This window comes from Ornithinimicrobium sp. CNJ-824 (assembly GCF_001942405.1).
GTDB lineage: Bacteria > Actinomycetota > Actinomycetes > Actinomycetales > Dermatophilaceae > Ornithinicoccus > Ornithinicoccus kibberensis.
In genome coordinates, this window is record NZ_MKKA01000008.1 from 14969 (window position 1) to 39709 (window position 24741).

Here is a 24741-nt window from a genome sequence, read left to right on the forward strand (position 1 = left end):
GAACCCTACTGCCCGCCGTACACTGGGCGGATGAACGACGCGTCATCCACCGACCACCCCGGTAGTACCGGGCCGGGCTCGCCCCGGCTGCACATCCTCGGGGAGGGGACCCCGTGCTGATCGCGACCGGCGTGACGGTCGTGGTCGTCCTCACCGTCATGACGGGCTACTTCGTGGCCCAGGAGTTCGCCTACGTCAGCGTCGACCGGGGGCGGCTCCGCCAGCTGGCCGACGAGGGGGACGCGCCCGCGCAGCGGGCCCTGAAGGTCACCTCCCGGCTCTCCTTCACCCTCTCCGGGGCCCAGTTCGGCATCACCGTCACCGCCCTCCTCGTGGGCTACCTCGGGGAGGAGCTGCTCGTCCGGGGGCTGTCCGAGACCTTCGGGGACGCCGGGCCGCTGACCCGCGCCGCGATGGTCTCGGCCTTCTCGGTCGGCGTCCTCGTCTTCTCCACCGTCCTGCAGATGGTCATCGGCGAGCTGGGGCCCAAGAACTGGGCCATCGCGCGTCCCGTCCCCCTGGCCCGGGCGCTCTCCCGCTCCACCCTGGCCTACCTCGCCGTGCTCGGGCCGGTCATCCGCCTGTTCGACTCCGCGTCCAACGCCCTGCTGCGCTCCGTGGGCATCGAGCCGGTCGAGGAGCTGCCCCAGGGGGCGACCCCGGAGGACCTGACGCGGATCATCGCCGAGTCGCAGAGCGGCGGAACCCTCGACGAGGAGCTCTCCACGCTGCTGGAGCGTGGGCTCGCCTTCCGTGACCGTGTCGCCGGCGAGGTCATGACCCCGCGGCCGTCGGTCATGACCATCCAGGCCGACGAGACGGTGGCCGTGGTCCTGGAGGCCCTGGAGTCCGGGCACGCCCGCTTCCCGGTCGTCGGCCGGGACATCGACGACGTCGTCGGCGTCATCGGGCTGCACGACCTGCTGCAGGTGGACCCGGGCAGCAGGGCCGCCACCTCGGTGCGCGACCTGGCCGACGAGGCGCTCATCGTGCCGGAGTCGCTGCCGCTGCCCCGCGTGCTCGAGGAGCTGCGCTCGGCGCACCAGCAGCTGGCCGTCGTCGTCGACGAGTACGGCGGCTTCGCCGGGGTGGTCACCTTCGAGGACGTCGCCGAGGAGGTGGTCGGCGAGATCTGGGACGAGGACGACGTGGAGGAGTCCACCAGCCAGGCCCGGGCCGACGGCCTGTGGGACCTGTCGGCCCGGCTGCGCATCGACGAGGTCGCCCAGGTCACCGGGGTCGAGCTGCCCGAGGACGAGAACTACGACACCCTCTCGGGCCTGGTCCTGGACCGGCTCGGCCGCACCGCTGAGGAGGGGGACAGCGTGCTGGTCCGCTGGACCAGCCGGAACGGCGAGGGGGACGACGACGTGCACCAGACCCGTGTCGACGTGGTGACCGTGCACCGGTACGTGCCCGAGACCGTCACCCTGCACCCCGTCGTGACGCGGAGCGTCGGGGACTGGGCGCGGCTCAGCGAGGACGAGCGGGCCGCGCTGTCCTCCGACACCGCCCTGCTCATCACCACGGACGAGACGCTGGAGGTGGCCCGATGAGCACTGCCACCGCCATGGTCGTCAGCGTGCTGCTGCTGGCCGCCAACGCCTTCTTCGTGGCCGCCGAGTTCGCCATCGTGGCCGCCAAGCGGCACCGTCTGGAGGAGCGGGCCGAGGAGGGCAGCCGGGCGGCGCGCGCCGCCGTCGGCGCCTCCCGCGAGCTGTCCCTCATGCTGGCGGGCGCGCAGCTGGGCATCACCCTGTGCACGCTCGCCCTGGGGGCCATCGCCAAGCCGGCGCTGGCCTACGCCCTGGACCCGCTCATCGCCTGGCTCGGGGCGCCGGACGTCATGGTGCACGCCATCTCGGTGGTCATCGCGGTGGCCGTCGTGGTCTTCCTCCACATGGTCGTCGGCGAGATGGCCCCCAAGTCGTGGGCGATCTCCCACCCCGAGACCTCGGCGGTGCTGCTCGCCCTCCCCTTCCGCGCCTTCACCTGGGTCATGCGCCCGGTCCTGTGGGTGATGAACGAGCTCGCCAACCTCATGCTGCGGCTGGTGCGGGTCGACCCGGTCGACACGCTCGGCAACGCCCAGACCCCGGCGGACCTGCAGCTGCTCCTGGCCCAGTCCTACGAGCACGGGGTCCTGGAGGACGCCGACCACCAGATCCTCACCGGTGCGCTGCGGCTGGAGGAGGAGACGGTGGCGGCGGTGATGTTCCCGACGGCCGCCGCGGTCACGGTCCCCCGGACCGCCACCGCCGCGGACGTGGAGCGGGTCAGCCGCGAGAGCGGCCGGTCCCGGCTCTTCGTCGTCGAGCCGACCGGGCGGGCGGGCACGCGGAGGATCCGGGGACTGGTCCACGTGCGGGACGCCATCCTGGCCACCGCCCGCGACCGCGCCGACCTTCCCCTGGGGGACTTCCTCCAGCCGGTGGCCTCCATCCAGGCCACCATGCCCCTCATCGACGCCGTGGCCGCCCTGCGCCAGCAGCGCGCCCAGCTGGCCCTGGTCCGCGACGACCAGGGCCGGGTGGTGGGCATGACCTCGATGGAGGACATCCTCGAGCAGATCCTCGGCGAGTTCGACGACGAGTCGGACGAGGCGTCCGCGGAGGTGGCAACCTCCTGACCGGCCGTCGCCATGCAGCAGGGCCCCCGTCCGGCTCGGACGGGGGCCCTCGTCGTGCTGCGGAGGGGGCCGATCAGCCTCCGGTGACCCGACCGTAGCCGGAGACGCCGTCGAACATGGGCCGCAGGGAGGAGAACTTCCCTGGGCGCGGCGAGTCGTACATCATCCCGTTCCCGGCGTAGATCCCCATGTGGTAGGCGGGGTAGCCGTAGAACACCAGGTCGCCGGGCTGCGGGTTGCTCACCGGGGTGGCGTAGGCCTGCTGCTGGGCCGCCGTGCGCGGCAGCGCGATCCCGACCTGGGCGAAGACGTACTGGGTGTAGCCCGAGCAGTCGAATCCGGCCGGGGTGGTTCCTCCCCAGACGTACGGGATCCCGGTGTAGGCGGCGGCGACCGACAGGACACCACCGCTCGGAGCGGGAGCAGGCTGCGGGGCCGGCGCGGGGGCGGGCGTCGGCTCGGGGGCCGGCTCGGGCTGGGCCTGCTGGGCGGGGGCGGCCTGCTGCTGAGCGGGCGGCGCGGCCTCCCGCTCCTGGGTGCGGCTCGCCGCGGGCGCCTCCCGCTCGGCCACCTGCTGGGCGGCGCGTTCGGCCACCTGCTCCTGGGCTCGGTCGGCGGCCGGGGCCGCCGTGACGACCCGGGCGGCCGAGAAGCCGGTCGTCCCGAAGCTGCGGGCGGCCTCGACGACGTCGGGGGCCTTGGCGGCGACCGCGGGACGCTCGGCGGCCGCGACGTGGTCGACGACCCGCAGGAGCGCGTCGGCCGGCGCGACCCCGGTCGAGCGGTCCTGGGGCGTGGCGCCCGAGCTGAGGGCGGCGCCGGCGACGAGTCCGGTCGAGGTCGCGGCGATGGCGGCGGAGCGGGTCAGACGGGTGCCGGCCGTGGCCAGCCGGGTGGGCCGACGGTGGCGGCCGAGGGTGCGGTGGGTCACGGGGTGTCCTCCAGTGCCTGCGGGGTGAGCTGTCGGGCTGGGGATGGAAGGTCCCCCGGTCCGGTGGGCGCCGGGCCGTAAGCCCCAGGGGCGTCGCTGCCCCGAAGGTGGTTCCCCCGCTCCTGCCACGCGGTGCTCGTGCTGGTCCCGGACGCGCTGGCAGGACTCGGCGGTGCGCGCGGGTTCTCCTCCAGGGGAGAGGAGCGCAGCCGAGGCTACACAGCCCCCCGGGCGAATGTCACGTTCCGGTCACGGCCCTGTGGACGGGGGGCCACCCCTGCGGGTGGGGCATACCCTCCGACCTGCGCCGACGGGCGGTCAGGGCCAACCCCCACCGGGCAGATCGTGACGGAAGTCACATCCGGGGAGGACCGGGGGCGGGCGCCCGCCCGGCCTCGGCCTAGCGGCAGAATACGTGGGCGGCGACGTCCACGGGCAGCGACACCGCCTCGCCGTCGAGCGCCTCCACGATGGTGCGCTCGTCCTCGGTCCACACCCGCACGTGCGCGCCGGGACGGATCCCGGACTCGAGCAGCAGGCCGAGCACCTCCGGGTCCACCTGGACCGGTTCCCCGATCCGGGTGACCACGGCCTCGACCCGCTCCCCCGCCGCCGCCCGGGCCAGCTCGACGCTGGGACGGCCCTGGGCCGGCGCGGCCTCCGCCCGCCCCAGCTCGACGAGCCCGGGGACCGGGTTGCCGTACGGCGAGGTGGTGCCGTCCTCCAGCAGCTCGAGGATCCGTTGCTCGACCTGCTCGCTCATGACGTGCTCCCAGCGGCAGGCCTCCTCGTGCACGTAGGCCGGGTCCAGACCGATGACGTCGACGAGGAGGCGCTCGGCCAGCCGGTGCTTGCGCATGACGCGCACGGCCGCCAGCCGCCCCTCGTCGGTCAGCTCGAGCCGCCGGTCGGGCGCAAGCTGCAGCAGGCCGTCACGCTCCATCCGGGCGACCGTCTGGGACACCGTAGGCCCGGACTGTCCCAGGCGTTCGGCGATCCGCGCCCGCATCGGCACCACCCCGTCCTCCTCGAGCTCGAGGACGGTCTTGAGGTACATCTCGGTGGTGTCGATCAGCTCGCTCACGCGGTCATCCTACGAGCCGTCGCGTCGGGCGTCAGGGCTGCAGCCGCAGCCGGTGCCAGGCCGCCGGCTCGTCCAGCCCGCCCGGCCCCACCCGCTCCCACACGATCCGGTCGTGCAGCCGGCTGCGCCGTCCGGCCCACAGCTCCACCCGGTCGGCCACGAGCCGGTAGCCGCCCCACCCCTCAGGCACCGGGACGTCGTCCGGCGAACCGGTGTCGGGGAAGCGCTCCGCGCTCTCCCGGTATGCCGTCTCCAGCGTCGCGCGGTCCGGCACCGGCCGGGACTGGGCCGAGGCGTGCGCCCCGACGCGGGCGCCCCACGGCCGGCTGCGGAAGTAGTCCTCGACCTGTGCACGGGGCAGCGCCTCGGCATACCCGCGCATGCGCACGGACCGGAACATGGCCGGCCAGGTCAGCGCCACCGCCATCCCGGGGTTGGCGGCCAGCTGCTCGCCCTTGGCGGAGGTGGTCGAGGTGTAGAAGGCCGGGCCGCGCAGGTCCAGGTCGCGCAGCAGCACGGTCCGCACGTCGGGCAGACCGTCGGGGTCGCTCGTGGCCACGGACATCGACAGCGGCTCCGGCACGTCGCCCCGCTCCTGCTGCCGGGCGACGGCCGCGCCGATCCAGTCCTGCAGGAGCGTCCAGGGCGCGGCGGGGCAGCCCTCCTCGGACAGGCCCTCCCCCTCGTAGTCCACCCGGAGGGCCGAGAACGGACCGATGCTCACGGCTGCCGCCTCGTCCGGCGGGGCGTCCGGGGCAGCGAGACGGTCCGGCGCACCTCCTCGGGGCGGCGGCGCTTGCTCGGGTCGGCGTTGAGCAGCAGCGTCTCGTAGGGCAGGTTGGTGTGCGGGTGCACCCCGACGGGCTCGTTGCGGGAGAACACCACCCAGTAGGGCTCGCCCGCGTGGAAGACCTGCTGCACGGCGCCGTCGACGAGGCTGTCGGCGTGGGCGAGCGCCTGCTTCCTCGCGCCCGACCCGAGGCGCTGGCGCTGCCCGTCGACGAACTGCCGGGCCGGGGCGTCCTTGCGCAGGATCTGCTCGGCGACCTGGGGTCCGTACTTCTGGGCGAGCGTGTAGACGACGGGGCCGTACTTCATGGCCAGCTTGGCGAGGTTGACGGGGGTGGGCACGGATCCTCCTGGTCGGGGTGGGCGCGCGCCCCACGCTAGGTCATCAACGGGTGTCAACGCCCGACGGCGTACCCCTGCATCCCGCGGGGGTTGGCGGCGGCGGAGAGCACGCCGGTGCCCGGGTCGCGGGCGACGGCGCACAGCCGCCCCAGCGACCATGGTCCGGCGTCGACGACCTCGTGCCCCCGGGACCGCAGCCCGGCCAGCAGGTCGGGGCCCAGGCGCGACTCGGCGACCACGACCCCGGGCTCGGTGGCGCGGGGGGTGAAGCTGCCCGGGAAGCTGGTCGTGTGCAGCTGGGGCGCGTCGATCGCCTCCTGCAGCGACAGGCCGCCGACGAGGTGACGGAGCAGGAAGACGCTCTGCCACTGGTCCTGCTGGTCGCCCCCGGGGCTCCCGCAGGCGAGGACGGGTATGCCGTCGCGCAGCACGAGCGTGGGCGTCAGGGTGGTCCGGGGACGGCGGCCCGGGACGAGGGAGCTGGGCAGGCCCTGCTCCAGCCAGGTCATCTGCAGGCGGCTGCCGAGCGCGAACCCCAGCGAGGGGATGGTGGGCGAGGACTGCAGCCAGCCGCCGCTGGGGGTCGCCGAGACGAGCATGCCCCAGCGGTCGACGACGTCGACGTGGCAGGTGTCCCCCCGGGCGGTGCCGTCGGACCGCACCACGGGGTCGGTGCTGCGGGCGCCGGGCACGGTGGGCTCGCCCCCGGTGGCGTCGGTGGCGCCGGCACCCTCGACGGCCAGCGCCTGCGCAGCGATCCTCGGGGTGCGCCCGCCGGGCGAGCCGGGCCGCAGCGTCCGGTCGGCCGTCGTCCCGACGAGGGCGGCCCGGTCGGCCAGGTAGGTGCTCGAGAGCAGGTCGTCCGTCGGCACCTCGGCGCTGTCGCCCAGCCAGGCCTCGCGGTCGGCCATGGCCAGCTTCCAGGTCTCGACGAGGGCGTGGAGGCCGTCCACGGTGTCGAGGTCGGTGGCGTCGGCGGTGCCCGAGGCGGCGAGCTGGTCGAGCATCCCCAGGACCTGGAGCAGGGCCGGGCCCTGGCCCCACGGGCCGGTCTTGGCGATGGTGTGGCCCTGCCAGTCGGCCGTGACGGCGTCCTCCCAGGTGGCCTCGAAGGCCGCCATGTCGGCCCCGGTGAGCACACCGGGGAGCACCGGGCCGCCGGGGTGCCGGAAGGGGCGCCGGGCGAACTCGTCCACGGCCTGCGCCACGAACCCCTGGGACCAGGCCCGGCGGACGGCGTCGATGCCCTGCTCCCGGGTGCCGCCGGCCGCGCGCTCCTCGGCGACCAGCCGCTCCAGGGTGTCGGCCCAGGCCGGGTTCGCCAGCAGCGAGCCCGGCACGGGCGGGGCCCCGTCGACCAGCCAGGTGTCGGCCGAGGTCGTCCACTCCTGCTCGAAGAGCTCCTGCACCGAGGCGATCGTCGTTGCGACCCGCTCCAGCACGGGGTGACCGGACCGTGCGTAGTGCAGGGCCGGCGCCGCCACCTGCGCCAGGGTCATCGTGCCCCGGTCCCGCAGCAGGACCAGCCAGGCCTCGGTCGCCCCGGGGACCGCCGTGGCCAGCGGGCCGGCGCCGGGGACCCGGTCGAGCCCGGCCGCGGCGAAGTGGTCGGGCGTGGCGCCGGCCGGTGCCGGGCCCTGCCCGCAGAGGACGCGGGGCACCGGGTCGTCGGCGGAGGCCACGATCAGCGGCAGGTCGCCTCCGGGTCCGTTGAGGTGGGGCTCGACCACCTGCAGGACGAGGCCGGCGGCGACCGCGCCGTCGGCGGCGTTGCCGTCCAGCTCGAGCATCCGCATGGCGGCCTGCGAGGCCAGCCAGTGGGTGCTCGAGACCATCCCGTGGGTGCCGGTGAGGGTGGGCCTCGTCGTGAAGGTCGGCATCAGGCCAGGGTGGCCAGCACGGGCGCGAGCAGCAGCGCGGCCAGGGCCAGCAGGACGACGAGGCGGCGGGCACGGGCGTTCATCAGATCACCTTCTCGGGCAGGGGCTCGGTCAGCGTGCCACGTTCCAGGGCGAGCGGCCGCAGCCAGCTGGCCCTCAAGCGCAGCCGCAGGTTGTCGTGGCGCATGACGTAGATGGTCGCAGCGACGGCTGTGAGCCCGCAGGCGATGGTGCCGATGAGCAGGGTCCAGCGGGCGCCCCAGTGCTCACCGATCCAGCCGATCAGGGGGGACCCCAGGGGCGTCCCGCCGAAGAACACCGCCATGTAGAGGGCCATGACCCGGCCGCGGACGGCCTGGTCGACCGACAGCTGCACCATGGCGTTCGCGCTGACCATGACGGTCAGGGCGGTCAGGCCGGTGGGCACGAGCAGGACGGTGTAGAGCAGGAAGGTCGGGGCCGTCGCGGTGAAGAAGGTCATCACCGCGAAGGCGGCCAGGGAGCCCAGCAGCAGGCGCCACCGCGGCCGGTCGCGCCGGGCGGCCAGCAGCGCCCCGCCGAGGGACCCGATCGCCATGACCGACCCGGTGATGCCGTACTCCTCCACGCCCTTGCCGTAGATCTCGGTGGCCATCAGGGCGTTGGTGATCTGGAAGTTCATCCCGAAGGTGCCGTGCATGAAGGCGATCACCATGATGAGGATGATGTCCGGCCGCCGCCGGACGTAGGCCACGCCCTCCCGGACCTTGGCCCGCCCCTGCCCGGTCCGGTCCGGCGGCGGCGCGAGCAGGTCGACGTCCATCGCCAGCAGGGCGACGAGCACGGCGGCGAAGGTCAGCGCGTTGACCAGCAGGGTCGGTCCGGTGCCGAGCCAGGCGATGAGGAGCCCGGCGGAGGCCGGTCCGATCAGCGGCCGGAGTGGAAGGAGGCGCTGTTCAGACCCACCGCGTTGGTCAGCCGCTCCGGGGGCACCATCTCCGAGACGAAGGCCTGCCGGGCCGGCGCGTCGAAGGCCGCGGCGGTGCCCGACAGCAGGGCCATGACGTACATGTGCCACAGCTCCATCTGCCCCGAGAGCACCCACAGCCCCATGATCAGCGCGAACAGGCCCATGAGCGACTGGCTGGCCATCATCACCCGACGCTTGGGGAAGGCGTCGGAGACGGCCCCCGCGATCGGGGTCAGCAGGACGATGGGCAGGAACTGCAGCCCGGTGACGATGCCGAGCGCGGAGGCCGAGTTGTCCGTCAGCTCGGTCAGGACCACCCAGTCCTGCGCCACGCGCCCCATCCACGTGCCGACGTTGGAGACGAGCGCGCCGGCGGCGTAGATCCGGTAGTTGCGCACCGCGAGGGCGGCGAACATGGTGCTCACCGGTCGACCACCTGGGCCAGCAGGTCGGTGGCCTCGCGCAGCAGCCGACGCTGCGGGGCGGTGAGCCCCTCCAGCCGTTCGGTCATCCAGGCGTCCCGGTGGGCCCGTTCCCGCCGCACCGTCTCCTCCCCCTCGGAGGTGAGGGTGAGGCGGACGAGGCGACCGTCGTGCTCGTCGGCCGAGCGCTCCGCCCAGCCGGAGTCGCACACCTGCGTGACCGCCCGGCTCATGCTGGGGGCGGTGACCTGCTCGATGGTCGCCAGCTCGCCGACGGTGCGGGGCCGCTCGGCGAGGCGGACGAGGATGCTGAACAGGTGCGGCGGGATCGTGTTGTCGGCGTCGTAGCGCACCCGGCGCGCCACGCGCATGCACGCGATGCGGAGGTCGTGCGCCAGCGCGGACGTCTCGGGGTCGGGCGCAGGCATGATCCTTAGTCTAGGTCATTGCCTGCCTAACGACATCGTTCACAGACCGAGCCAGCCCTGGATCGGGTCGATCCCGAAGTAGACGAGGAACAGGAGCGCGACGACCCACATGAGGACGTGCACCTGGCGACCCTTGCCCCGCACGACCTGGAGCAGCACGTAGGCCACGAACCCGGCCCCGATGCCGGCGGTGATCGAGTAGGTGAACGGCATGAGCACGATCGTGAGGAAGGCCGGCAGGGCGATCTCCAGGTCGTCCCAGTCGATCCCGGTGACCTGCTGCATCATGAGGAAGCCGACGATGACCAGCGCCGGGGTGGCGGCCTCGTGGGGCACGACGGCGACCAGGGGCGAGAGGAAGGTGGCGAGCAGGAACAGCACGCCGGTGACGATCGAGGCCAGACCGGTGCGCGCCCCCTCGCCCACGCCGGCGGTGGACTCGATGTAGGAGGTGTTGCTGCTCACGCCGGCGGCCCCACCGGCGGCGGCGGCCAGGGAGTCCACGACGAGGATCCGGCGGGTGTTCGGCGGGTTCCCGTCCTCGTCGAGCAGCCCGGCCTCGGCGCCGACGGCGACCATCGTGCCCATGGTGTCGAAGAAGTCGGCGAGCATGAGCGTGAACACGAGCAGGAACACGGCGGTCAGGCCCATCGAGGAGGCCGAGCCCAGCAGGCTGAACTCCCCGATGAGGCTGAAGTCGGGCGTGCGCACCCAGGAGTCGGGCAGGGCGGGCACGTTGAGGCCCCAGCCGGTGGGGTTGCTGCCGTCGGGGTTGCGGGGCCCGACCTGGACGATCGCCTCGACCACGATCGCGAGCACCGTGGCGGTGACGATCCCGTAGAGGATCGCGCCCTGGACCCGCAGGGCCAGCAGGGCGGCGATGAGGAACAGCCCGATGAGGAAGACCAGGGTGGGCCAGCCGGCGAGGAAGCCACCGACCCCGAGCTCGACCGGCACCGGGCCGGCCGGCTTGCGCACGACGCCCGCGTCCACGAGGCCGATGATGGTGATGAACAGCCCGATGCCCACGCTGATGGCGACCTTGAGCTGGGCCGGGATCGCCCGGAAGACCGCCTCCCGGAACCCGGTGAGCACGAGCACGAGGATGATCAGGCCCTCGAGGACGACCAGGCCCATGGCGTCCGCCCAGGTCACGCCGTCGAGGCTGGCGATGCCGTAGGCGACGAAGGCGTTCAGCCCGAGGCCGGTGGCCAGGGCCAGCGGGTAGTTGGCCACCGCGCCCATGAGGATGGACATCACGCCGGCGACCAGCGCCGTCACGGCGGCGATGACGGCCAGGTCGCCGCCGGCCAGGAACTCGCCGGTCCCGTCCGGCACGGTGCCGATGATGAGCGGGTTGAGCACGATGATGTAGGCCATCGTGAAGAACGTGGCCAGACCGCCGCGGACTCGCGGGTCACGGTCGAGCCACGCTCGGAGATGCGGAAGTATCGGTCGACGGCGGATCCGGACGGGGCGGATCCGGGCACGGTGGCGCCGGCGGAGGTCTCGGGCATGCGCGCTAGCGTAGTGCCGTGGACCAGCTGCCCCGGACCCCGTCACCGACCGACATCACGGTCCCGGAGAGCCGGGTGCGCACCATCGTGGTCGTCCGCTGGGGCCTGCTGCTGTGGGCGGTCGCGCTGCTCGTCGTGCTCCTCGTCCCCGAGCTGCGCTCCGAGGGCCGCCAGTGGTGGGTGTGGGTCCCGGTGGCCGGCCTCGTGGGCGGGGCCCTGGGGCACGTCTACCTGGCCCGGGGGCGCGGCAACGCGGAGATGGCCTGACGTTCGGCAAGGCCTGACGTTCGGCAAGGCCTGACGCCGGGGGCCGGTCAGCGCTCGACGAACTCGATCTCGGCGGCGTCGTCCAGCACGGGCGGGTCGATCCGTTCCGGGGGGCGCCGCTCGACGTCCACCTCGCTGTGCGCCCCGCAGCCGAAGCCCAGGGTGACCACGGAGCCGTCGGCCGGGGACCACTCGTTGGCGCAGACGCCGAAGACCGAGCGCAGCGCGCCGGCCATCGGCACGAAGTAGCCGCAGGTCGAGCAGGGGGCCGGGGCCTTGCGGGCGGTCTCGCTCGAGGGACCGTGCTCCCCCTCCCACCAGCGGGTGGCTGCGGCCTCGCGACCCTCGGCCGAGAGCACGCGCGGACGACCCAGCCCCAGCTCCCAGAGGGCGGCCTGGTCGACGTCCTCCTCCCCGGTGGCCTCCCAGCCGGGCTCGAGCCGCGGGTCCTCCTCGACGTAGGGCGTGCGGTCCTGGGGACCGACGTCGCCGGGGGCGAGGCGCTCGGCGTAGGGGACCCACTCGGGCGAGAGCAGCGCCCCCTCGCCCGGGAGCAGGTGCACCTCGGAGACCGTGGCCTTGCGGGCGCGCGGCGGGCGGGCGAGGGTCACGGCCCAGCGCCAGCCCGGGTAGGCCCGGGCGGTGCAGGCGAAGGAGTGGGTCGCCACCCGGTCGCCCTCCATCGCGACGCCGACGTGGTCCCCGACGGTGCCGGGCTCGGCGATCTCCTCGGCGGCCAGCCGGGCCACCTCCACCGCGGAGGTCAGGACGGCGTCGGACCTGGGCGCGGCCACCGGCGTCAGCTCCCGGCCTCGAACTGGTCGGCGACGGCACGCAGCGCCTTGGCCAGCGTGCTGCCGTGGGCGCGGTCGGGGTAGTGCCCCTTGCGCAGCGAGGTCGACGTGCTGTCCAGCAGGGTGATGAGGTCCTCGACCACGACCACCATCTCCTCGGCGGGCTTGCGGTCGCGCAGCGTCAGGCCGCGCGAGACCGAGGGTGGCGGGTCGAGCAGCCGCACGTGGAGCGCCTGGTCGCCCTTGCGCCCGGCCACGATGTCGAACTCCACCCGGGTCCCTCGGGCAAGGGTCTCGACCCCGGCGGGCAGGGCGGTGCGGGGCACGAAGACGTCGTCGCCCTCGTCGCTGGAGAGGAAGCCGAAGCCCTTGTCCTCGTCGTAGAACCTGACCTTGCCGGTGGGCACGGGACACCTCACGAAAGTGGTTGGGGGTGGATGGAGCGTCGTCTCGAGGATATCGCCCCGCGGCGGGCGTGGCGAACGCCTTCCGAGGGGTCGCCCACGCCGTCAGGCGGCGAGGGCGACGGGCGCGCCCTCCGCGGCAGGGCCGACCCCGCCCGCCGCGACGAGCGCGGCATACCTGCCCCCGCGTCGGAGCAGGTCGTCATGGGTGCCCTGCTCGACGACCGCGCCCTCGTCCAGGACGACCACGAGGTCGGCGTCGCGCACGGTGCTCAGCCGGTGGGCGATCGTCACGACGGTCCGGCCGCGCCCGACCCGCCCCAGGGCCGCCTGCACGGCCGCCTCGGTGCGGGTGTCCAGGGCGCTGGTGGCCTCGTCGAGCACCAGCACCTGCGGGTCGCGCAGCAGCGTGCGGGCCAGGGCCAGCCGCTGCTGCTCGCCCCCGGAGAACCGGTGTCCGCGGGCACCGACGACCGTGTCGTAGCCGTCGGGCAGCGACCGGACGTGGTCGTGGATCTGCGCGTCGCGGGCAGCCTGCTCGAGCTGCTCGTCGGTGGCGTCCGGCCGGGCCAGGCGCAGGTTCTCACGGATGGTGTCGTGCAGCAGGTAGGTCTCCTGGGAGACGACGCCGACCACCGCGGCCCGCTCGGCCGAGGGCAGCTGCCGCAGGTCGGTCCCGTCGAGCAGCACCCGCCCCCGCGTGGGGTCGTCGAGCCGGGTGAGCAGCGAGGCGAGCGTGCTCTTGCCCGAGCCGGTGCTGCCGACGAGGGCCACCGTGGACCCGGCGGGGACGACCAGGTCGACGTCGGTGAGCGCGTCGCGGTCGGCCCCGGGGTGGCGGTAGCCGACCCCTTCCAGCCGCAGCTCGCCGCGGGCGGTGGCCGGGTCCAGGTGCCGGGCGGCCGCCGGGTCCGGCTCGGCGACCTCGACGGGCAGGTCGAGGTACTCGAAGATGCGGCTGAACAGCGCCATCGAGGCGGTGACCTGCACCCCCACCGAGAGCAGGCCCATGACCGGGCGGAAGATGCCGGCCTGCAGGGCGGTGAACGCGACCAGGGTGCCGATGGAGATCCCGGCCCCGGTCACGGGCAGACCGGCGACGAGGTAGAGCGCGGCCGGCACCACGGCGAAGACGATGCCCATGGTGGCCGTCCGCCAGCGACCGGCGATCTGGGCGGCGACCTCCAGCTCCAGCAGCCCGGCGCTGTGGTCGGAGAACCGACGGGCGAGCCGCTCCCCCGCGCCCAGGGTCTTGCTCAGCCGTGCCCCGCCGACGGACAACGACTCCTCCACCTGGGCGTGCAGCCCGGCGAGCGCCGCTGCCGACGCTCGGTGGCGTCGCGCCGCAGCCGGGCCACCGAGCGGGTGACGACGACCGCGGGCGGGATGACCACGAGGGAGAGCAGCGCCAGCACCGGGCTCAGGAAGACCATCGCCACGAGGGTGCCGACGACGGTGGCGACGTTGCCGGCCAGCGAGGTGGCCGTCGAGGTGACCACGCCCTGGAGCCCCGAGACGTCGTGGGTCAGCCGCGACTGCACCTCCCCGGAACGGGTCCGGGTGAAGAAGGCCAGCGGCTGACTCTGCAGGGAGGTGAACAGGTCCGTGCGCAGCCGGTGCATGATCCGCTGGCCGACCGTGGTGCTGATCCAGGTCTGCAGCACGCCGAGGACGGCGGTGAGGACCGCCGCGCCCACCATGAGGCCGACCAGCACCAGCAGCAGCCGCACGTCCTGCTCGGGGATCGCCACGTCGACGATCTCCTTGACGAGGAACGGGGCGACCAGGCCGAGGGCGGAGCTGCTGACGATGAGGACGAGCACCCCGGCGATGGCGCGTCGGTGCGGGGAGAAGAGCGCCAGGACGCGTCGCCCGCTGACGGGGTGGGCGACCAGCTGGGCGCGGTCGCGGGGGTCCGGACGGGCACCGGAGCCGGGGCCGCGCCGTTCGCCGGAGCCGGCGGCGCCGTGGGGAAGGGTCGGGTCGTGCATCCGTGTCTCCTCGGGTTCGGGGCCGGTCGTCGGTGCCGGCGGCCAGGACCTGTTCGAAGGTGACAACATAGTGAGGTTGCCTCTTTATTTCCTCACCTCTAGGATCCGGGGTATGCCGTCCCTCGCCGACCCCTCCGACCTCAGCGAGGTGGACCTGCTCCTGCGGCTGGCCCGCCGCTGGCGACGCGTGGGTGCCGACGCGGCGGCCCGCCACGGCCTGACCCCCCACCAGGAGCGGGGGCTGCTCGCGGTGGCCCGGCTGACCCGCCGTGCCGCCGAGCGCGGCGGGCCTCCCGGCGCCCGGGTGTCGACCCTCGCCGAGCACCTGGGCGTGGCCCCCCGGTCGGCCACCGAGGTCGCCGACGCGCTCGAGGCCGCGGGTCTGGTGGCGCGCACCCCCGACCCCTCGGACCGGCGCGCGGTGCTGCTGACCCTCACCAACCCCGGGCGCTCCCTCGTGGAGCGGGTGCGGGACGAGCGTCGGGCCGTCGGCGACGCGGCCGTGGCCGACCTCTCCCCTCCCGACCGGGCGCAGCTGCGGCGGATCCTGCTGACGCTGCTGGCGGCCGGGGACGCGGACGGGCGGGGCACCCCGACCCGAGGTGCCCCGCCCTGACCCGCGCGCGGTCCTGCTAGACGCGAGCCTCCTCGACGACGTCGGAGGCATCCCCGTCGCCGAAGGCGTAGGCGGACTCCCGGTGCTCGGAGAGGTCGACCCCACGGGCCTCGTCCTCCGGGCTCACGCGGAACCCGATGGTGCGGGCGATCGCCAGCCCGATGAGCGCGGTGAGCACCCCGGTGTAGACGACGGTGAAGACGGTCGCTGCCAGCTGGGCGACGAGCTGGTCGGCACCTCCGCCGTAGAGCAGGCCTCCGCCCGCCCCGTCGACCGGGAGGGCGAGGAAGCCGATGGCCACGGTGCCGATGATGCCGGCGACCAGGTGCACGCCGACCACGTCGAGGGCGTCGTCGTAGCCGAACCGGTACTTCAGCCCGACCGCCAGGGCCGACCCGACCCCGGCGACCAGACCGATGAGGACGGCACCGAGCGGGGAGACGCTGGCGCAGGCCGGGGTGATGGCGACCAGGCCCGCGACCACGCCCGAGGCTGCCCCGATCGAGGTCGGCCGGCCGTCGCGGACCCGCTCGGTGAGCATCCAGGCCAGCATCGCGGCGGCCGGGGCGACCATCGTGTTGACCCAGATCAGGCCGGCCTCCTCCACGGTGCCCGCGGCGCCGCCGTTGAAGCCGAACCAGCCGAACCACAGCAGCGCGGTGCCGATCATGACGAGGGGGATGTTGTGCGGCTTGTGGAAGCCCTTGGTCCGGCCGAAGTCCGCCCGCGAGCCGATGATGTAGACGAGCACGAGCGCCGCCAGTCCGGCGTTGATGTGCACGACCGTGCCGCCGGCGAAGTCGATGGCCTCGCCGAAGACCCGCCCGACGGCGCCGTCGGCCGACAGCAGCCCGCCGCCCCAGACCATGAAGGCCAGCGGGCAGTACACCAGCGTCACCCACACCGGGACGAAGACCGACCAGGCGCCGAAGCGGGTCCGGTCGGCGACCGCGCCGGAGATGAGCGCCACGGTGATGATCGCGAAGGTCGCGCCGAAGCCGATCCCGACGAGGTCGGCGGTGCCGACGTGCGCGGCCAGGCCCAGGTCGGCGAACGGGTCGCCCACGAGACCGCCGAGCACGCCGGGGGCCGAGGTCATCCCGTAGCCCCAGAGCACCCAGACCACGCCGACCATGCCGATCGAGACGAAGCTCATCATCACCATGTTGAGGGCGGCCTTGGCGCGGGCCATGCCGCCGTAGAAGAACGCCAGGCCCGGGGTCATGAGCAGCACGAGGGCCGCCGACACCATGACCCAGACGTCACCTGCGGTGAGTTCCATCTGTTGCCTCCTGAAGAGTTGCGGTGGACGGTGCGTCGGCCACGCCCTCGGGGCCGACGAACCGTGGTCACCACAGTCAAGGGCAGCGATGTTTCCGCAGGTGGTGCGCCGGGGTAAACGTTGCGTTTCCCGCGTTTCGGGCAGGTAAAAACCTGTCTCAGGACGAGCGGTCGCCGGCCCCGGGTCCGGGGTCGGCGGCCAGGACCGCGTGCGCGCGCCCCAGCCGGTCGCGCCACCACCGCTCCCGCTCCGCGGGACCCGGTATGCCGCCAGCAGGGCGGGGTCGACCGCGTTCCGGACCGTCGTGGCCCGGGCCGTCGTCAGCCGGCCCCCCACCGGGAGCAGGGGGTCGGGGACCACGTCGGCGGCCAGCAGCGCGGCGGTCCCCAGCCCGCAGTCGTGCTCCAGCTGCGGCAGCGCGGCGGCCAGGGCGACGCCGGCGGCCAGCCCCACCGAGGTGTCCAGGGCCGAGGAGACCACCGCCGGCAGTCCGCACGCCGCCACGACCTCCAGCGCCCGGGCGACACCTCTCAACGGGGCCACCTTGACCACGACCAGGTCCGCGGCGCCCTCCCGAGCCACCCGCAGCGGGTCCTCCGCCCGGCGGATCGACTCGTCCGCGGCGACCGGCACGTCGGTGCCGTCCCTGGCCAGGGCGACCCGCAGCTCGGCCAGCTCCTCGACGCGGGCGCACGGCTGCTCGGCATACTCCAGCTCGTGCCGGCCGAGCCGGCGCAGCGCCTCCCGGGCCTCCTCGACCTCCCAGGCGCCGTTGGCGTCCACCCGCACCCGGGCCTGCGGTCCGGCGATCCGCCGGACCTCGGCCACCCGGGCCAGGTCGTCCTCGAGCCTCTGACCGCGCTCGGCGACCTTGACCTTGACCGTCCGGCACCCGGGGAAGCGCTCGAGCACCCCGGCCACGTCCGGCGGGGACACCGCCGGGACGGTCGCGTTGACCCCGACGTCGGTGCGGACCGGCTCCGGCAGCCGGCCCCAGCCCAGCTCGACGGCCGCCGACAGCCACCGCGAGGCGTCCCGGTCGTCGTACTCGACGAACGGCGCCCACTCGGCCCAGCCCCGGGGTCCCCGCAGCAGGACCGCCTCCCGGTGGTCGACGCCGCGGAACCGCACCCGCATCGGCAGCTCGACCACGGAGGCGGCGGCGAGGAGCTCGTCCAGCGGGGGCAGCGGGGTCATGACCGCATCGAACCACGCCGACCGGTCGCGCGGCCTCAGCCCCGGTCCGCCCAGTGCACGACGTGCCCCAGCGGGGCCAGCGCGTCCTGGACCGGCCGGTAGTAGACCCAGGTCCCCCGTCGCTCGCTCTCGATGAGGCCGGCCTCCCGCAGCTTGCGCAGGTGGTGGGACACCGTCGGCTGGGAGACCCCCACGTCCCCCAGGTCGCACACGCAGGTCTCCCCGTCGGCGTCGGCGATCCGCGAGTAGAGCCGGAGGCGCACCGGGTCCGCGAGCGCCTTGAGCAGCCCGGCCAGCCGCTCGGCCTCCGCGACGGCCAGCCCCTCGGCCGGGCGGCAGGAGGGGGCGCACGCCGCGCCCGCGGGGACCGGGGCGGCAAGGACGGGGGAGCTCATCTGCATACTTTGACAAGGATCGAAGCCCTGGGCAAGACTGCGGGTTCCGATGCATCGACGGACGTCGATGCAGCCCCGTCCGTCGCGACCTCGAGGACCTCCATGACCTCCCCTCCCCTGGCCCCGCCGCGGCCGGCCGCGCAGCTGTCGACGACCGACCGTTACCTGCCGGTGTGGATCGGCGTGGCCATGGTCGCCGGCCTGCTGCTCGGCCGGTTCGTGCCTGGCCTGGACGCGTGGCTGGGGGCGGTGGAGATCGACGGTATCTCCCTGCCGATCGCCCTGGGCCTGCTGGTCATGATGTACCCCGTGCTGGCCAAGGTCCGCTACGACCGGCTGGACACCGTGGTCGCGGACCGGCGGATGCTGCTCAGCTCGTTGGTGCTCAACTGGCTGGCCGGCCCGGCGCTGATGTTCGCCCTCGCCTGGCTGTTCCTGCCCGACCTGCCGGAGTTCCGCACCGGCCTGATCATCGTCGGCCTGGCCAGGTGCATCGCGATGGTCGTCATCTGGAACGACCTGGCCTGCGGCGACCGCGAGGCCGCGGCGGTGCTCGTGGCCCTCAACTCGGTCTTCCAGGTGGTCGCCTTCGCCGGCCTGGGCTGGTTCTACCTCACCGTCCTGCCCGGCTGGCTGGGGCTGGACCAGGCGGCCCTGGACGTCAGCCCCTGGCAGATCGCGAAGTCGGTGCTGATCTTCCTGGGCATCCCTCTCCTGGCCGGCTACCTGTCCCGCGTCTGGGGCGAGCGTGCCCGGGGCCGGGAGTGGTACGAGGAGCGCTTCCTGCCGGTCGTGGGCCCGTGGGCCCTGCGCGGGCTGCTCCTCACGATCGTGCTGCTCTTCGCCCTCCAGGGCGAGCGGATCACCTCCCAGCCGCTGGACGTGGCCCGGATGGCCGTGCCGCTCCTGCTCTACTTCGCGATCATGTGGGGTATGGGGTTCGCGCTCGGGTGGGTCCTCGGCATGTCCTACGAGCGCACGACGACCCTGGCCTTCACCGCGGCCGGCAACAACTTCGAGCTGGCGATCGCCGTGGCCATCGCGACCTTCGGCGTCACCTCCGGGCAGGCCCTGGCCGGGGTCGTGGGCCCGCTCATCGAGGTGCCCGTCCTCGTCGGCCTCGTCTACGTGTCCCTGGCCCTGCGCCGCCGCTTCCCCGTCCGCACCCCAGCCCCCCAGGAGATCTCGTGAGCGTCCCCAGCGTCCTGTTCGTCTGCGTCCACAACGCGGGCCGGTCCCAGATGGCGGCCGGCTGGCTGCAGCACCTCGGCGGCGACCGGGTGGAGGTTCGCTCCGCCGGCTCGGCCCCCGGCGACGCGGTCAACCCCGCCGCCGTCCAGGCCATGGCCGAGGTGGGCGTGGACATCTCCGGCGGCATCCCCAAGGTCCTGACCACCGAGGCGGTGCAGGCCTCCGACGTCGTCGTCACGATGGGCTGCGGCGACACCTGTCCGATCTACCCGGGCAAGCGCTACGAGGACTGGGAGCTGGACGACCCCGCCGGCCAGGGCGTGGAGGCGGTGCGCCCGATCCGCGACGAGATCCGCCGCCGGGTCGTCGACCTGCTGGACTCCCTCGGGGTCGCCCCGGCGGCCCGGTAGGCCGCGGCCGTGCCCCCGGCTCGCCGGGCACGCCGGGCACGCCGGGCTAGGGTGTCGGGCGTGGACGAGCAGCGCACCCCCGACCCCACCCCCGCCGCCGGCGGCGACGGCGACGGCACCGGCCCCCGGCGGACCGTCTCGGAGATCTTCGACCCGCAGGTGTGGGAGGAGGTGCCCGGCTTCGAGCTGACCGACGTCACCTACCACCGGGCGCGCGACGTCGGCTGCGTCCGGATCGCCTTCGACCGGCCCGAGGTGCGCAACGCCTTCCGCCCGCACACGGTCGACGAGCTCTACCGGGTGCTGGACCACGCCCGTCGCTCCCCCGACGTCGGCGTGGTGCTGCTCACCGGCAACGGGCCCTCCCCCAAGGACGGCGGGTGGGCCTTCTGCTCCGGCGGCGACCAGCGGATCCGGGGACGGTCCGGCTACCAGTACGCCAGCGCACCGGACGCGGACCCGACGGCCCAGGGGGTCGACGAGGCGCGGGTGAAGGCCGAGGGCGGCCGGTTGCACATCCTCGAGGTCCAGCGGCTCGTCCGCACCATGCCCAAGGTCGTCGTGGCGGTCGTCAACGGTTGGGCCGCCGGCGGCGGGCACAGCCTGCACGTGGTCTGCGACCTGACGATCGCCTCCCGGCAGCACGCCCGGTTCAAGCAGACCGACGCCGACGTCGGCAGCTTCGACGCCGGCTACGGCTCGGCCTACCTGGCCAAGATGGTCGGGCAGAAGTTCGCCCGGGAGATCTTCTTCCTCGGGCGGGCCTACGACGCGGAGACGATGCACCGGATGGGCGCGGTCAACATCGTCGCCGACCACGCCGACCTGGAGGCCGAGGCGTTGCAGGTGGCCCGGGAGATCATGGGCAAGAGCCCGACCGCGCAGCGGATGCTCAAGTTCGCGCTCAACCTCACCGACGACGGGCTCATGGGCCAGCAGGTCTTCGCCGGGGAGGCCACCCGGCTGGCCTACATGACCGACGAGGCCGTCGAGGGCCGGGACTCGTTCCTGCAGAAGCGCGACCCCGACTGGTCCGGCTACCCCTGGTACTACTGACCGCCGCCGACGGGACCTCGCCCCCGGGCCGTGGGAGACTGGAGCCCGCCGTCCGTCCGGCCGAGGGGAGGAACCACCCGTGCGACGCACACCTGTGATCGCCGCGACCGCCGCGCTGCTGGCCCTGTCGGCCTGCACCGGGAGCGGCACCCCCGGCCCGACGTCGACGCGCCGGCCACCGAGGCTCCCGGGACGCGGCCCCCGCGACCGGCGGGGCCGCCTCGACCGACGGTCCGGGCACGACGTCGGCCCCGGCGCCCGACGGGACGCCGGACGGCGCGGACGCGACCGCGGGGCCCGACGCGGCCGGCGCGACCGTCGACCCGGACGAGGTCGAGGGCGGGGCCGACGGGCAGGCCGCCGCCGACGTGGCCCGGCAGTTCCTCGTCGCCATGGTGGACGCGGACGCCGCGGCCTGCGACCACATGATCTCCTTCACCGACGTGCAGACCCCCATGGTGCAGGTCGAGGAGGACTACGCGCTGTGCACCGAGCTGCTCCCCGCGGTGCTCGCCGAGGAGGTGGACGCCCAGGGGCTGGACGAGGACGGCGCCACCCTGCTCGAGGCGCTGCAGATCACCGGGGCGGACGTCGACGGCGACACCGCCGTGGTCGACGGCGACAACGTCTCCCCGCTGTTCGCCGACTCCCTGGGGCAGGAGACCATCACGCTGACCCGGGTCGAGGGCCGCTGGTACGTCGACCTCGACCGTTCCTTCGAGCCACCGGCCCCCCGCTGACCGTGGACGCCCGCCCGTCGGCGTCCTCCTCCGTGCCGGCGCACCCCGACGACCTCGTCGTCCCGGACGGTGCGCGCTGGCAGGACCTGGCCCCACGTCTGCGTCGGATCCTCGACCCGGCCGCGGCGCGCTCCGCGCCGGCGGTCGTCGTCGCCACCTCGGGGTCCTCGGGCCGGCCCAAGCGGGTCCGGCTGGCCGGGTCCGCCCTGCGCGCCTCGGGCGAGGCGACCGCGACGGTGCTGGGGGGCCACGGCCGCTGGGTGCTGGCCCTGCCCACGCACCACGTGGCGGGCCTGCAGGTCCTGGCCCGGTCGGTGCTCGCGGGGACGGTCCCGGTGGCCCTGGACCCCGAGACACCCTTCACCGCCGACGCCTTCGCCCGCGCCGTGCGGGACGCGGGCGGGCGGGCCGGGGAGGGGGACGGTGCCGGCGTGGGGCGGGTCCCGCTGTACGCCTCCCTGGTGCCCACCCAGCTGCACCGGCTGCTGGCCGACCCGGGGGGCAGTGCGGCCGCCGCCCGGTTGGACGCGGTCCTTCTCGGCGGGGCCGCGGCCGACCCGGGCCTGCTGGCCACGGCCCGGGCCGCCGGGGTCCGGGTCGTCACCACCTACGGCATGAGCGAGACGGCCGGGGGCTGCGTCTACGACGGCCGGCCGCTGCCGGGGGTCCTCGTGCGCACCGACCCGGCCGACGACCGGGTGCTGCTCGCCGGGCCGGTGCTGGCCGACGGCTACGTCGACGACCCGCGACTGACGGCGTCCTCCTTCGTCGTCCAGGAGGGCCGGCGCTGGTTCGTCACCGGCGACCGGGGACGCGTCCGGGACGGCCGGCTGGAGGTGCTGGGCCGGGTCGACGACCTCGTGGTCACCGGCGGCCACAAGGTCGAACCGAGGGACGTGGAGAACGCCCTGCGGGCGCTCCCGGACGTGCGGGACGCGGCCGTGGTCGGGGTCCCGGACGCCGAGTGGGGCCAGGTCGTGGCGGCCCTGCTCGTGCCCGCCGACAGGACTCTCACCCCCCTCACCGACCTCGCCCGGCTGCGGGAGGCCCTCTCCCCCGCCCTCCCCCGCCACGCCCTGCCGCGCAGGTCGCGGTGCGCGACGGCATACCCCTCCTCCCCTCGGGCAAGCCCGACCGGCTCCGGGTCGCCCGCCTGCTCGGCGGCCCCGCAGGATGACGGACCTGTCGGTCCGGGGTGGCAGAATGAGGGTTCGCTACGTTCCCGCAGGAGGTGACGGTCCGTGCTGAGGGTGGTCCTGTCGGTCGCGCTGGTCGCGCTGACGATCTACTGCGTCGTGGACGCGGTGCAGACCGAGGACGAGAAGGTCCGCGGCCTGCCCAAGCCCCTCTGGCTGGTGATGATCCTGCTCTTCCCGCTCGTCGGCGGCGTCGCCTGGCTGATCGCCGGCCGCCCCGTGAGCATCCTGGACACCGTCCTCGGGCCCCGCGGCGGCGACGGCCCGCCCCGCGGCCCGCTGGGCCCGGACGACGACCCGGACTTCCTGAAGGGACTGTAGGCCCCGCCCCATGGCTACCCTCGCCCAGTGGATCGAGGGGGCACGCCCCCGCACGCTCCCCGCCGCCGTCGCCCCCGTCATGGTGGGCACCGCCGCCGCGCACGCCGCCGGCAGCTCCGACCTCGGCCTGGGCCTGCTGGCCCTGGTCGTGTCCCTCGGTTTCCAGGTGGGGGTCAACTACGCCAACGACTACTCCGACGGCATCCGCGGCACCGACGAGGACCGGGTGGGGCCGCTGCGCCTGGTCGGCAGCGGGGTGGCCGACCCCCGGAACGTCAGGACGGCCGCCTTCGCCTGCTTCTTCGCGGCCAGCCTGGCCGGCCTGGCCCTGGTGGCCCTGTCCAACACGATGTGGCTGGCGCTGGCGGGCGCCGCCGCGCTGTGGGCCGCCTGGCACTACACGGGCGGCCGCAACCCCTACGGCTACCGGGGCCTGGGCGAGGTCATGGTCTTCGTCTTCTTCGGGCTCTTCGCCGTCCTCGGCACGACCTGGACGCAGGCCCACACCATCGACCTGGGGGCGGTCGGCGGGGCGATCGGTTGCGGCCTGCTGCCCTCGGCCATCCTCGTGACCAACAACCTGCGCGACCTGGAGGGCGACCGCGCCGCCGGGAAGCGGACGATGGCGGTGCGCCTGGGCTACCCGCGCACCCGCCGGCTCTACCTCTGGCTGGTCGTCGGAGCCTTCCTCGCCGTCCTGCTGGCCGCCGTGCAGCACCCCACGGCGCTGGTCGGGCTGCTGGCGGCGCCGCTGGCGGTCCGCCCCGTGCGCTCGGTCCTCGGGCAGACCTACGGCCGGGAGCTGCTGCCCGCGCTCACCCAGACCGGGCTGCTCCAGCTGGGGTATGCGGTCGCGCTGACCGTGGGGCTCGCGCTGGCCTGACCCCGCCCGGCGAGGACCCTCCTCAGGCCTCGCCGGACCTGCGGGGCGGCTCGATCTCCGCGTCCTCCTCGTCCTCCAGGGTGCGACCCTCGTCGACCTTCTGCTCCCGGCGGGCCATCCGCTCCTCGACCTTGCGCTCGACGCCGCGGGCGAGCCGCTCCCGGTCGGGCGCGAGCAGGAAGTAGGAGGTCACCATCGAGAAGAGGGCCGCGAAGACCAGGGCCCAGATCTGGTCCAGCCCCACGAGCACGAACAGCGCGAGGAACCCGACGAAGATCATCAGGCGCATGACGGTGTAGCGGAAGGCGATCACGTGCTCACTCCGGAGTAGCTGTGCAGGCCGGTCATGAGCAGGTTCACGACCGTGTAGTTGAGGATGACGCAGGCGAACCCGGCCAGGGCCACGAGGGTCGCCCGGCGGGTGCTCCACCCGCTGGTCGCCCGGGCGTGCAGGTAGGCGGCGTAGACGACCCAGATGACGAACGTCCACGTCTCCTTGGGGTCCCAGCCCCAGTAGCGGCCCCAGGCCTGCTCGGCCCAGATGGCCCCGGAGACCAGGGCGAAGGTCCACAGCGGGAAGGCGAAGATGTGGATGCCGTAGGTCATCCGTTCCAGCGCCTGCGCGCCCGGCAGGGCCGCCAGCCAGCCGCGGGACCCCTCCGTCCGCTCGGCCCGGTCCTTGAGCAGGTAGGCCGTGGCGAGCGCGGCGCCGATGGTGAACAGGGCGATGGAGAGGGTGGCGATGGTGACGTGGATGACCAGCCAGATGTTGTCCAGCGCCGGCATCAGCTGGGAGGCCTCGGTGTACCACCACAGCCGGGCCGCGCCGAGGATCACCAGCGAGGGCAGGACGACGAAGGCGCCCAGCCACAGCCGGTCCTGCCGCAGGCTCCACGCGGAGTAGACGACGAGGGCGAAGGCCACGGTGACGAGGGCGAACTCGTACATGTTGCCCAGGGGGGCACGCGAGACCGACATCGCCCGCAGGACCGTGCCCGCGACCACCGCGAAGGTGCCAGCCAGGTCA

27 protein-coding genes and 2 pseudogenes are annotated in these 24741 nt (G+C 74.3%); 11 read left to right on the forward strand and 18 right to left on the reverse strand.

The annotated features are described in order from the left end of the window. Positions 1-113 precede the first annotated feature (113 nt). Positions 114-1556 carry a hemolysin family protein gene (locus BJF81_RS03380; RefSeq protein WP_075957160.1) on the forward strand — a complete coding sequence of 481 codons (1443 nt, stop codon included), beginning with the start codon at positions 114-116 and terminating at the stop codon, positions 1554-1556. Next, complete coding sequence (locus BJF81_RS03385; RefSeq protein WP_075957161.1) at positions 1553-2629, forward strand: hemolysin family protein; 1077 nt, start codon at positions 1553-1555, stop codon at positions 2627-2629. The genes BJF81_RS03380 and BJF81_RS03385 overlap by 4 nt, the downstream gene beginning before the upstream one ends. Before the next feature lie 73 nt (positions 2630-2702). Here the strand turns inward: BJF81_RS03385 and BJF81_RS20530 are convergent, their stop codons facing one another. The 9 genes and pseudogenes from BJF81_RS20530 to BJF81_RS03425 form a co-directional block, all read right to left on the reverse strand. After that, on the reverse strand, positions 2703-3560 hold the full coding sequence (locus BJF81_RS20530; protein WP_075957162.1) for a C40 family peptidase: 858 nt from the start codon (positions 3558-3560) through the stop codon (positions 2703-2705). 400 nt (positions 3561-3960) lie between these two features. Further along, the gene (locus tag BJF81_RS03395) at positions 3961-4644 is read right to left on the reverse strand and encodes a metal-dependent transcriptional regulator (protein WP_075957163.1); all 684 of its coding nucleotides are present in this window, start codon (positions 4642-4644) and stop codon (positions 3961-3963) included. 31 nt (positions 4645-4675) lie between these two features. Next, entirely contained in the window at positions 4676-5368 is a 693-nt protein-coding gene (gene pdxH, locus BJF81_RS03400; protein WP_237769990.1) for a pyridoxamine 5'-phosphate oxidase, read from the reverse strand. Beyond that, positions 5365-5775 carry a hypothetical protein gene (locus BJF81_RS03405; protein WP_075957164.1) on the reverse strand — a complete coding sequence of 137 codons (411 nt, stop codon included), beginning with the start codon at positions 5773-5775 and terminating at the stop codon, positions 5365-5367. The genes pdxH and BJF81_RS03405 overlap by 4 nt, the downstream gene beginning before the upstream one ends. A 53-nt stretch (positions 5776-5828) precedes the next feature. Further along, positions 5829-7655, reverse strand: a complete 1827-nt coding sequence (locus BJF81_RS03410; RefSeq protein WP_075957165.1) for a gamma-glutamyltransferase family protein — start codon at positions 7653-7655, stop codon at positions 5829-5831. A gap of 82 nt (positions 7656-7737) precedes the next feature. After that, positions 7738-8565: an MFS transporter gene (locus tag BJF81_RS03415; RefSeq protein ID WP_342447066.1), complete on the reverse strand. Its 828-nt coding sequence runs from the start codon at positions 8563-8565 to the stop codon at positions 7738-7740. Next, positions 8562-9020 (reverse strand): MFS transporter, encoded by a 459-nt coding sequence (locus tag BJF81_RS20750; RefSeq protein ID WP_342447067.1) that lies wholly within the window; start codon positions 9018-9020, stop codon positions 8562-8564. Before BJF81_RS20750 ends, BJF81_RS03415 begins: the two co-directional genes overlap by 4 nt. Before the next feature lie 5 nt (positions 9021-9025). Beyond that, positions 9026-9454 (reverse strand): MarR family winged helix-turn-helix transcriptional regulator, encoded by a 429-nt coding sequence (locus BJF81_RS03420; RefSeq protein ID WP_075957166.1) that lies wholly within the window; start codon positions 9452-9454, stop codon positions 9026-9028. Positions 9455-9493: 39 nt separating this feature from the next. After that, positions 9494-10971: pseudogene (locus BJF81_RS03425) on the reverse strand (NCS2 family permease). Positions 10972-10989: 18 nt separating this feature from the next. Between BJF81_RS03425 and BJF81_RS03430 the strand changes: the two are divergent. Continuing rightward, positions 10990-11238, forward strand: a complete 249-nt coding sequence (locus BJF81_RS03430; protein ID WP_075957167.1) for a DUF2530 domain-containing protein — start codon at positions 10990-10992, stop codon at positions 11236-11238. A 47-nt stretch (positions 11239-11285) separates the two neighbouring features. On the opposite strand, the gene BJF81_RS03435 is transcribed toward BJF81_RS03430, so the two are convergent. From BJF81_RS03435 to BJF81_RS20760, 4 genes are all read right to left on the reverse strand, one after another. After that, complete coding sequence (locus tag BJF81_RS03435; protein WP_075957168.1) at positions 11286-12032, reverse strand: DUF3027 domain-containing protein; 747 nt, start codon at positions 12030-12032, stop codon at positions 11286-11288. A 5-nt stretch (positions 12033-12037) separates the two neighbouring features. Further along, positions 12038-12439: a cold-shock protein gene (locus tag BJF81_RS03440; protein ID WP_075957169.1), complete on the reverse strand. Its 402-nt coding sequence runs from the start codon at positions 12437-12439 to the stop codon at positions 12038-12040. 102 nt (positions 12440-12541) lie between these two features. Continuing rightward, complete coding sequence (locus BJF81_RS20755; RefSeq protein WP_342447061.1) at positions 12542-13729, reverse strand: ABC transporter ATP-binding protein; 1188 nt, start codon at positions 13727-13729, stop codon at positions 12542-12544. Further along, positions 13693-14427: an ABC transporter transmembrane domain-containing protein gene (locus tag BJF81_RS20760; RefSeq protein ID WP_342447062.1), complete on the reverse strand. Its 735-nt coding sequence runs from the start codon at positions 14425-14427 to the stop codon at positions 13693-13695. Before BJF81_RS20760 ends, BJF81_RS20755 begins: the two co-directional genes overlap by 37 nt. 112 nt (positions 14428-14539) lie before the next feature. Between BJF81_RS20760 and BJF81_RS03450 the strand changes: the two genes are divergently transcribed. Continuing rightward, positions 14540-15043, forward strand: a complete 504-nt coding sequence (locus tag BJF81_RS03450; protein ID WP_075957170.1) for a MarR family winged helix-turn-helix transcriptional regulator — start codon at positions 14540-14542, stop codon at positions 15041-15043. Between the two features lie 16 nt (positions 15044-15059). Here the strand turns inward: BJF81_RS03450 and BJF81_RS18970 are convergent, their stop codons facing one another. The 3 genes and pseudogenes from BJF81_RS18970 to BJF81_RS03465 form a co-directional block, all read right to left on the reverse strand. Then, on the reverse strand, positions 15060-16325 hold the full coding sequence (locus tag BJF81_RS18970) for an ammonium transporter (RefSeq protein WP_075957207.1): 1266 nt from the start codon (positions 16323-16325) through the stop codon (positions 15060-15062). A 318-nt stretch (positions 16326-16643) separates the two neighbouring features. Continuing rightward, a pseudogene (locus tag BJF81_RS18975) lies at positions 16644-17522 on the reverse strand (o-succinylbenzoate synthase); the annotation flags it as partial. Between the two features lie 35 nt (positions 17523-17557). Continuing rightward, the gene (locus tag BJF81_RS03465) at positions 17558-17917 is read right to left on the reverse strand and encodes an ArsR/SmtB family transcription factor (RefSeq protein ID WP_075957208.1); all 360 of its coding nucleotides are present in this window, start codon (positions 17915-17917) and stop codon (positions 17558-17560) included. 102 nt (positions 17918-18019) lie between these two features. Here BJF81_RS03465 and arsB point away from each other — a divergent pair, with 102 nt between their 5' ends. The 7 genes from arsB (at position 18020) to BJF81_RS03500 (ending at position 23714) form a co-directional block, all read left to right on the forward strand. Further along, positions 18020-19108: an ACR3 family arsenite efflux transporter gene (arsB, locus tag BJF81_RS03470; RefSeq protein WP_075957171.1), complete on the forward strand. Its 1089-nt coding sequence runs from the start codon at positions 18020-18022 to the stop codon at positions 19106-19108. Positions 19109-19158: 50 nt separating this feature from the next. Further along, positions 19159-19518 carry an arsenate reductase ArsC gene (locus tag BJF81_RS03475; protein WP_083663966.1) on the forward strand — a complete coding sequence of 120 codons (360 nt, stop codon included), beginning with the start codon at positions 19159-19161 and terminating at the stop codon, positions 19516-19518. Between the two features lie 144 nt (positions 19519-19662). Continuing rightward, positions 19663-20574: a 1,4-dihydroxy-2-naphthoyl-CoA synthase gene (locus BJF81_RS03480; protein ID WP_075957209.1), complete on the forward strand. Its 912-nt coding sequence runs from the start codon at positions 19663-19665 to the stop codon at positions 20572-20574. A 368-nt stretch (positions 20575-20942) separates the two neighbouring features. Next, positions 20943-21314, forward strand: coding sequence for a hypothetical protein (locus BJF81_RS17180; protein WP_075957173.1), 372 nt, complete (start codon positions 20943-20945; stop codon positions 21312-21314). A gap of 2 nt (positions 21315-21316) precedes the next feature. Then, entirely contained in the window at positions 21317-22549 is a 1233-nt protein-coding gene (locus BJF81_RS03490) for an AMP-binding enzyme (protein ID WP_075957174.1), read from the forward strand. A 6-nt stretch (positions 22550-22555) separates the two neighbouring features. Beyond that, positions 22556-22831, forward strand: a complete 276-nt coding sequence (locus tag BJF81_RS03495; protein ID WP_075957175.1) for a PLD nuclease N-terminal domain-containing protein — start codon at positions 22556-22558, stop codon at positions 22829-22831. Positions 22832-22841: 10 nt separating this feature from the next. Further along, positions 22842-23714: a 1,4-dihydroxy-2-naphthoate polyprenyltransferase gene (locus BJF81_RS03500; protein WP_075957176.1), complete on the forward strand. Its 873-nt coding sequence runs from the start codon at positions 22842-22844 to the stop codon at positions 23712-23714. A 22-nt stretch (positions 23715-23736) separates the two neighbouring features. On the opposite strand, the gene BJF81_RS03505 is transcribed toward BJF81_RS03500, so the two are convergent. Continuing rightward, a complete protein-coding gene (locus BJF81_RS03505; RefSeq protein ID WP_075957177.1) occupies positions 23737-24027 on the reverse strand; it encodes a DUF4229 domain-containing protein in 291 nt (96 codons plus the stop codon). Beyond that, positions 24024-24692 (reverse strand): c-type cytochrome biogenesis protein CcsB, encoded by a 669-nt coding sequence (gene ccsB / locus BJF81_RS03510; protein WP_237769995.1) that lies wholly within the window; start codon positions 24690-24692, stop codon positions 24024-24026. Before ccsB ends, BJF81_RS03505 begins: the two co-directional genes overlap by 4 nt. Between the last annotated feature and the right edge of the window lie 49 nt (positions 24693-24741).

What these genes read in the sequence shown, in the direction of transcription:
- BJF81_RS03450 (WP_075957170.1), top strand. Translation starts at nt 14,540, where the DNA reads ATGCCGTCCCTCGCCGACCCCTCCGACCTCAGCGAGGTGGACCTGCTC.
- BJF81_RS18970 (WP_075957207.1), bottom strand. Translation starts at nt 16,325, where the DNA reads ATGGAACTCACCGCAGGTGACGTCTGGGTCATGGTGTCGGCGGCCCTC.
- arsB (WP_075957171.1), top strand. Translation starts at nt 18,020, where the DNA reads ATGACCTCCCCTCCCCTGGCCCCGCCGCGGCCGGCCGCGCAGCTGTCG.
- BJF81_RS03475 (WP_083663966.1), top strand. Translation starts at nt 19,159, where the DNA reads ATGGCGGCCGGCTGGCTGCAGCACCTCGGCGGCGACCGGGTGGAGGTT.
- BJF81_RS20750 (WP_342447067.1), bottom strand. Translation starts at nt 9,020, where the DNA reads ATGTTCGCCGCCCTCGCGGTGCGCAACTACCGGATCTACGCCGCCGGC.
- BJF81_RS03385 (WP_075957161.1), top strand. Translation starts at nt 1,553, where the DNA reads ATGAGCACTGCCACCGCCATGGTCGTCAGCGTGCTGCTGCTGGCCGCC.
- BJF81_RS03465 (WP_075957208.1), bottom strand. Translation starts at nt 17,917, where the DNA reads ATGAGCTCCCCCGTCCTTGCCGCCCCGGTCCCCGCGGGCGCGGCGTGC.
- BJF81_RS03410 (WP_075957165.1), bottom strand. Translation starts at nt 7,655, where the DNA reads ATGCCGACCTTCACGACGAGGCCCACCCTCACCGGCACCCACGGGATG.
- BJF81_RS03420 (WP_075957166.1), bottom strand. Translation starts at nt 9,454, where the DNA reads ATGCCTGCGCCCGACCCCGAGACGTCCGCGCTGGCGCACGACCTCCGC.
- ccsB (WP_237769995.1), bottom strand. Translation starts at nt 24,692, where the DNA reads ATGTCGGTCTCGCGTGCCCCCCTGGGCAACATGTACGAGTTCGCCCTC.
- BJF81_RS03500 (WP_075957176.1), top strand. Translation starts at nt 22,842, where the DNA reads ATGGCTACCCTCGCCCAGTGGATCGAGGGGGCACGCCCCCGCACGCTC.
- BJF81_RS20760 (WP_342447062.1), bottom strand. Translation starts at nt 14,427, where the DNA reads ATGCACGACCCGACCCTTCCCCACGGCGCCGCCGGCTCCGGCGAACGG.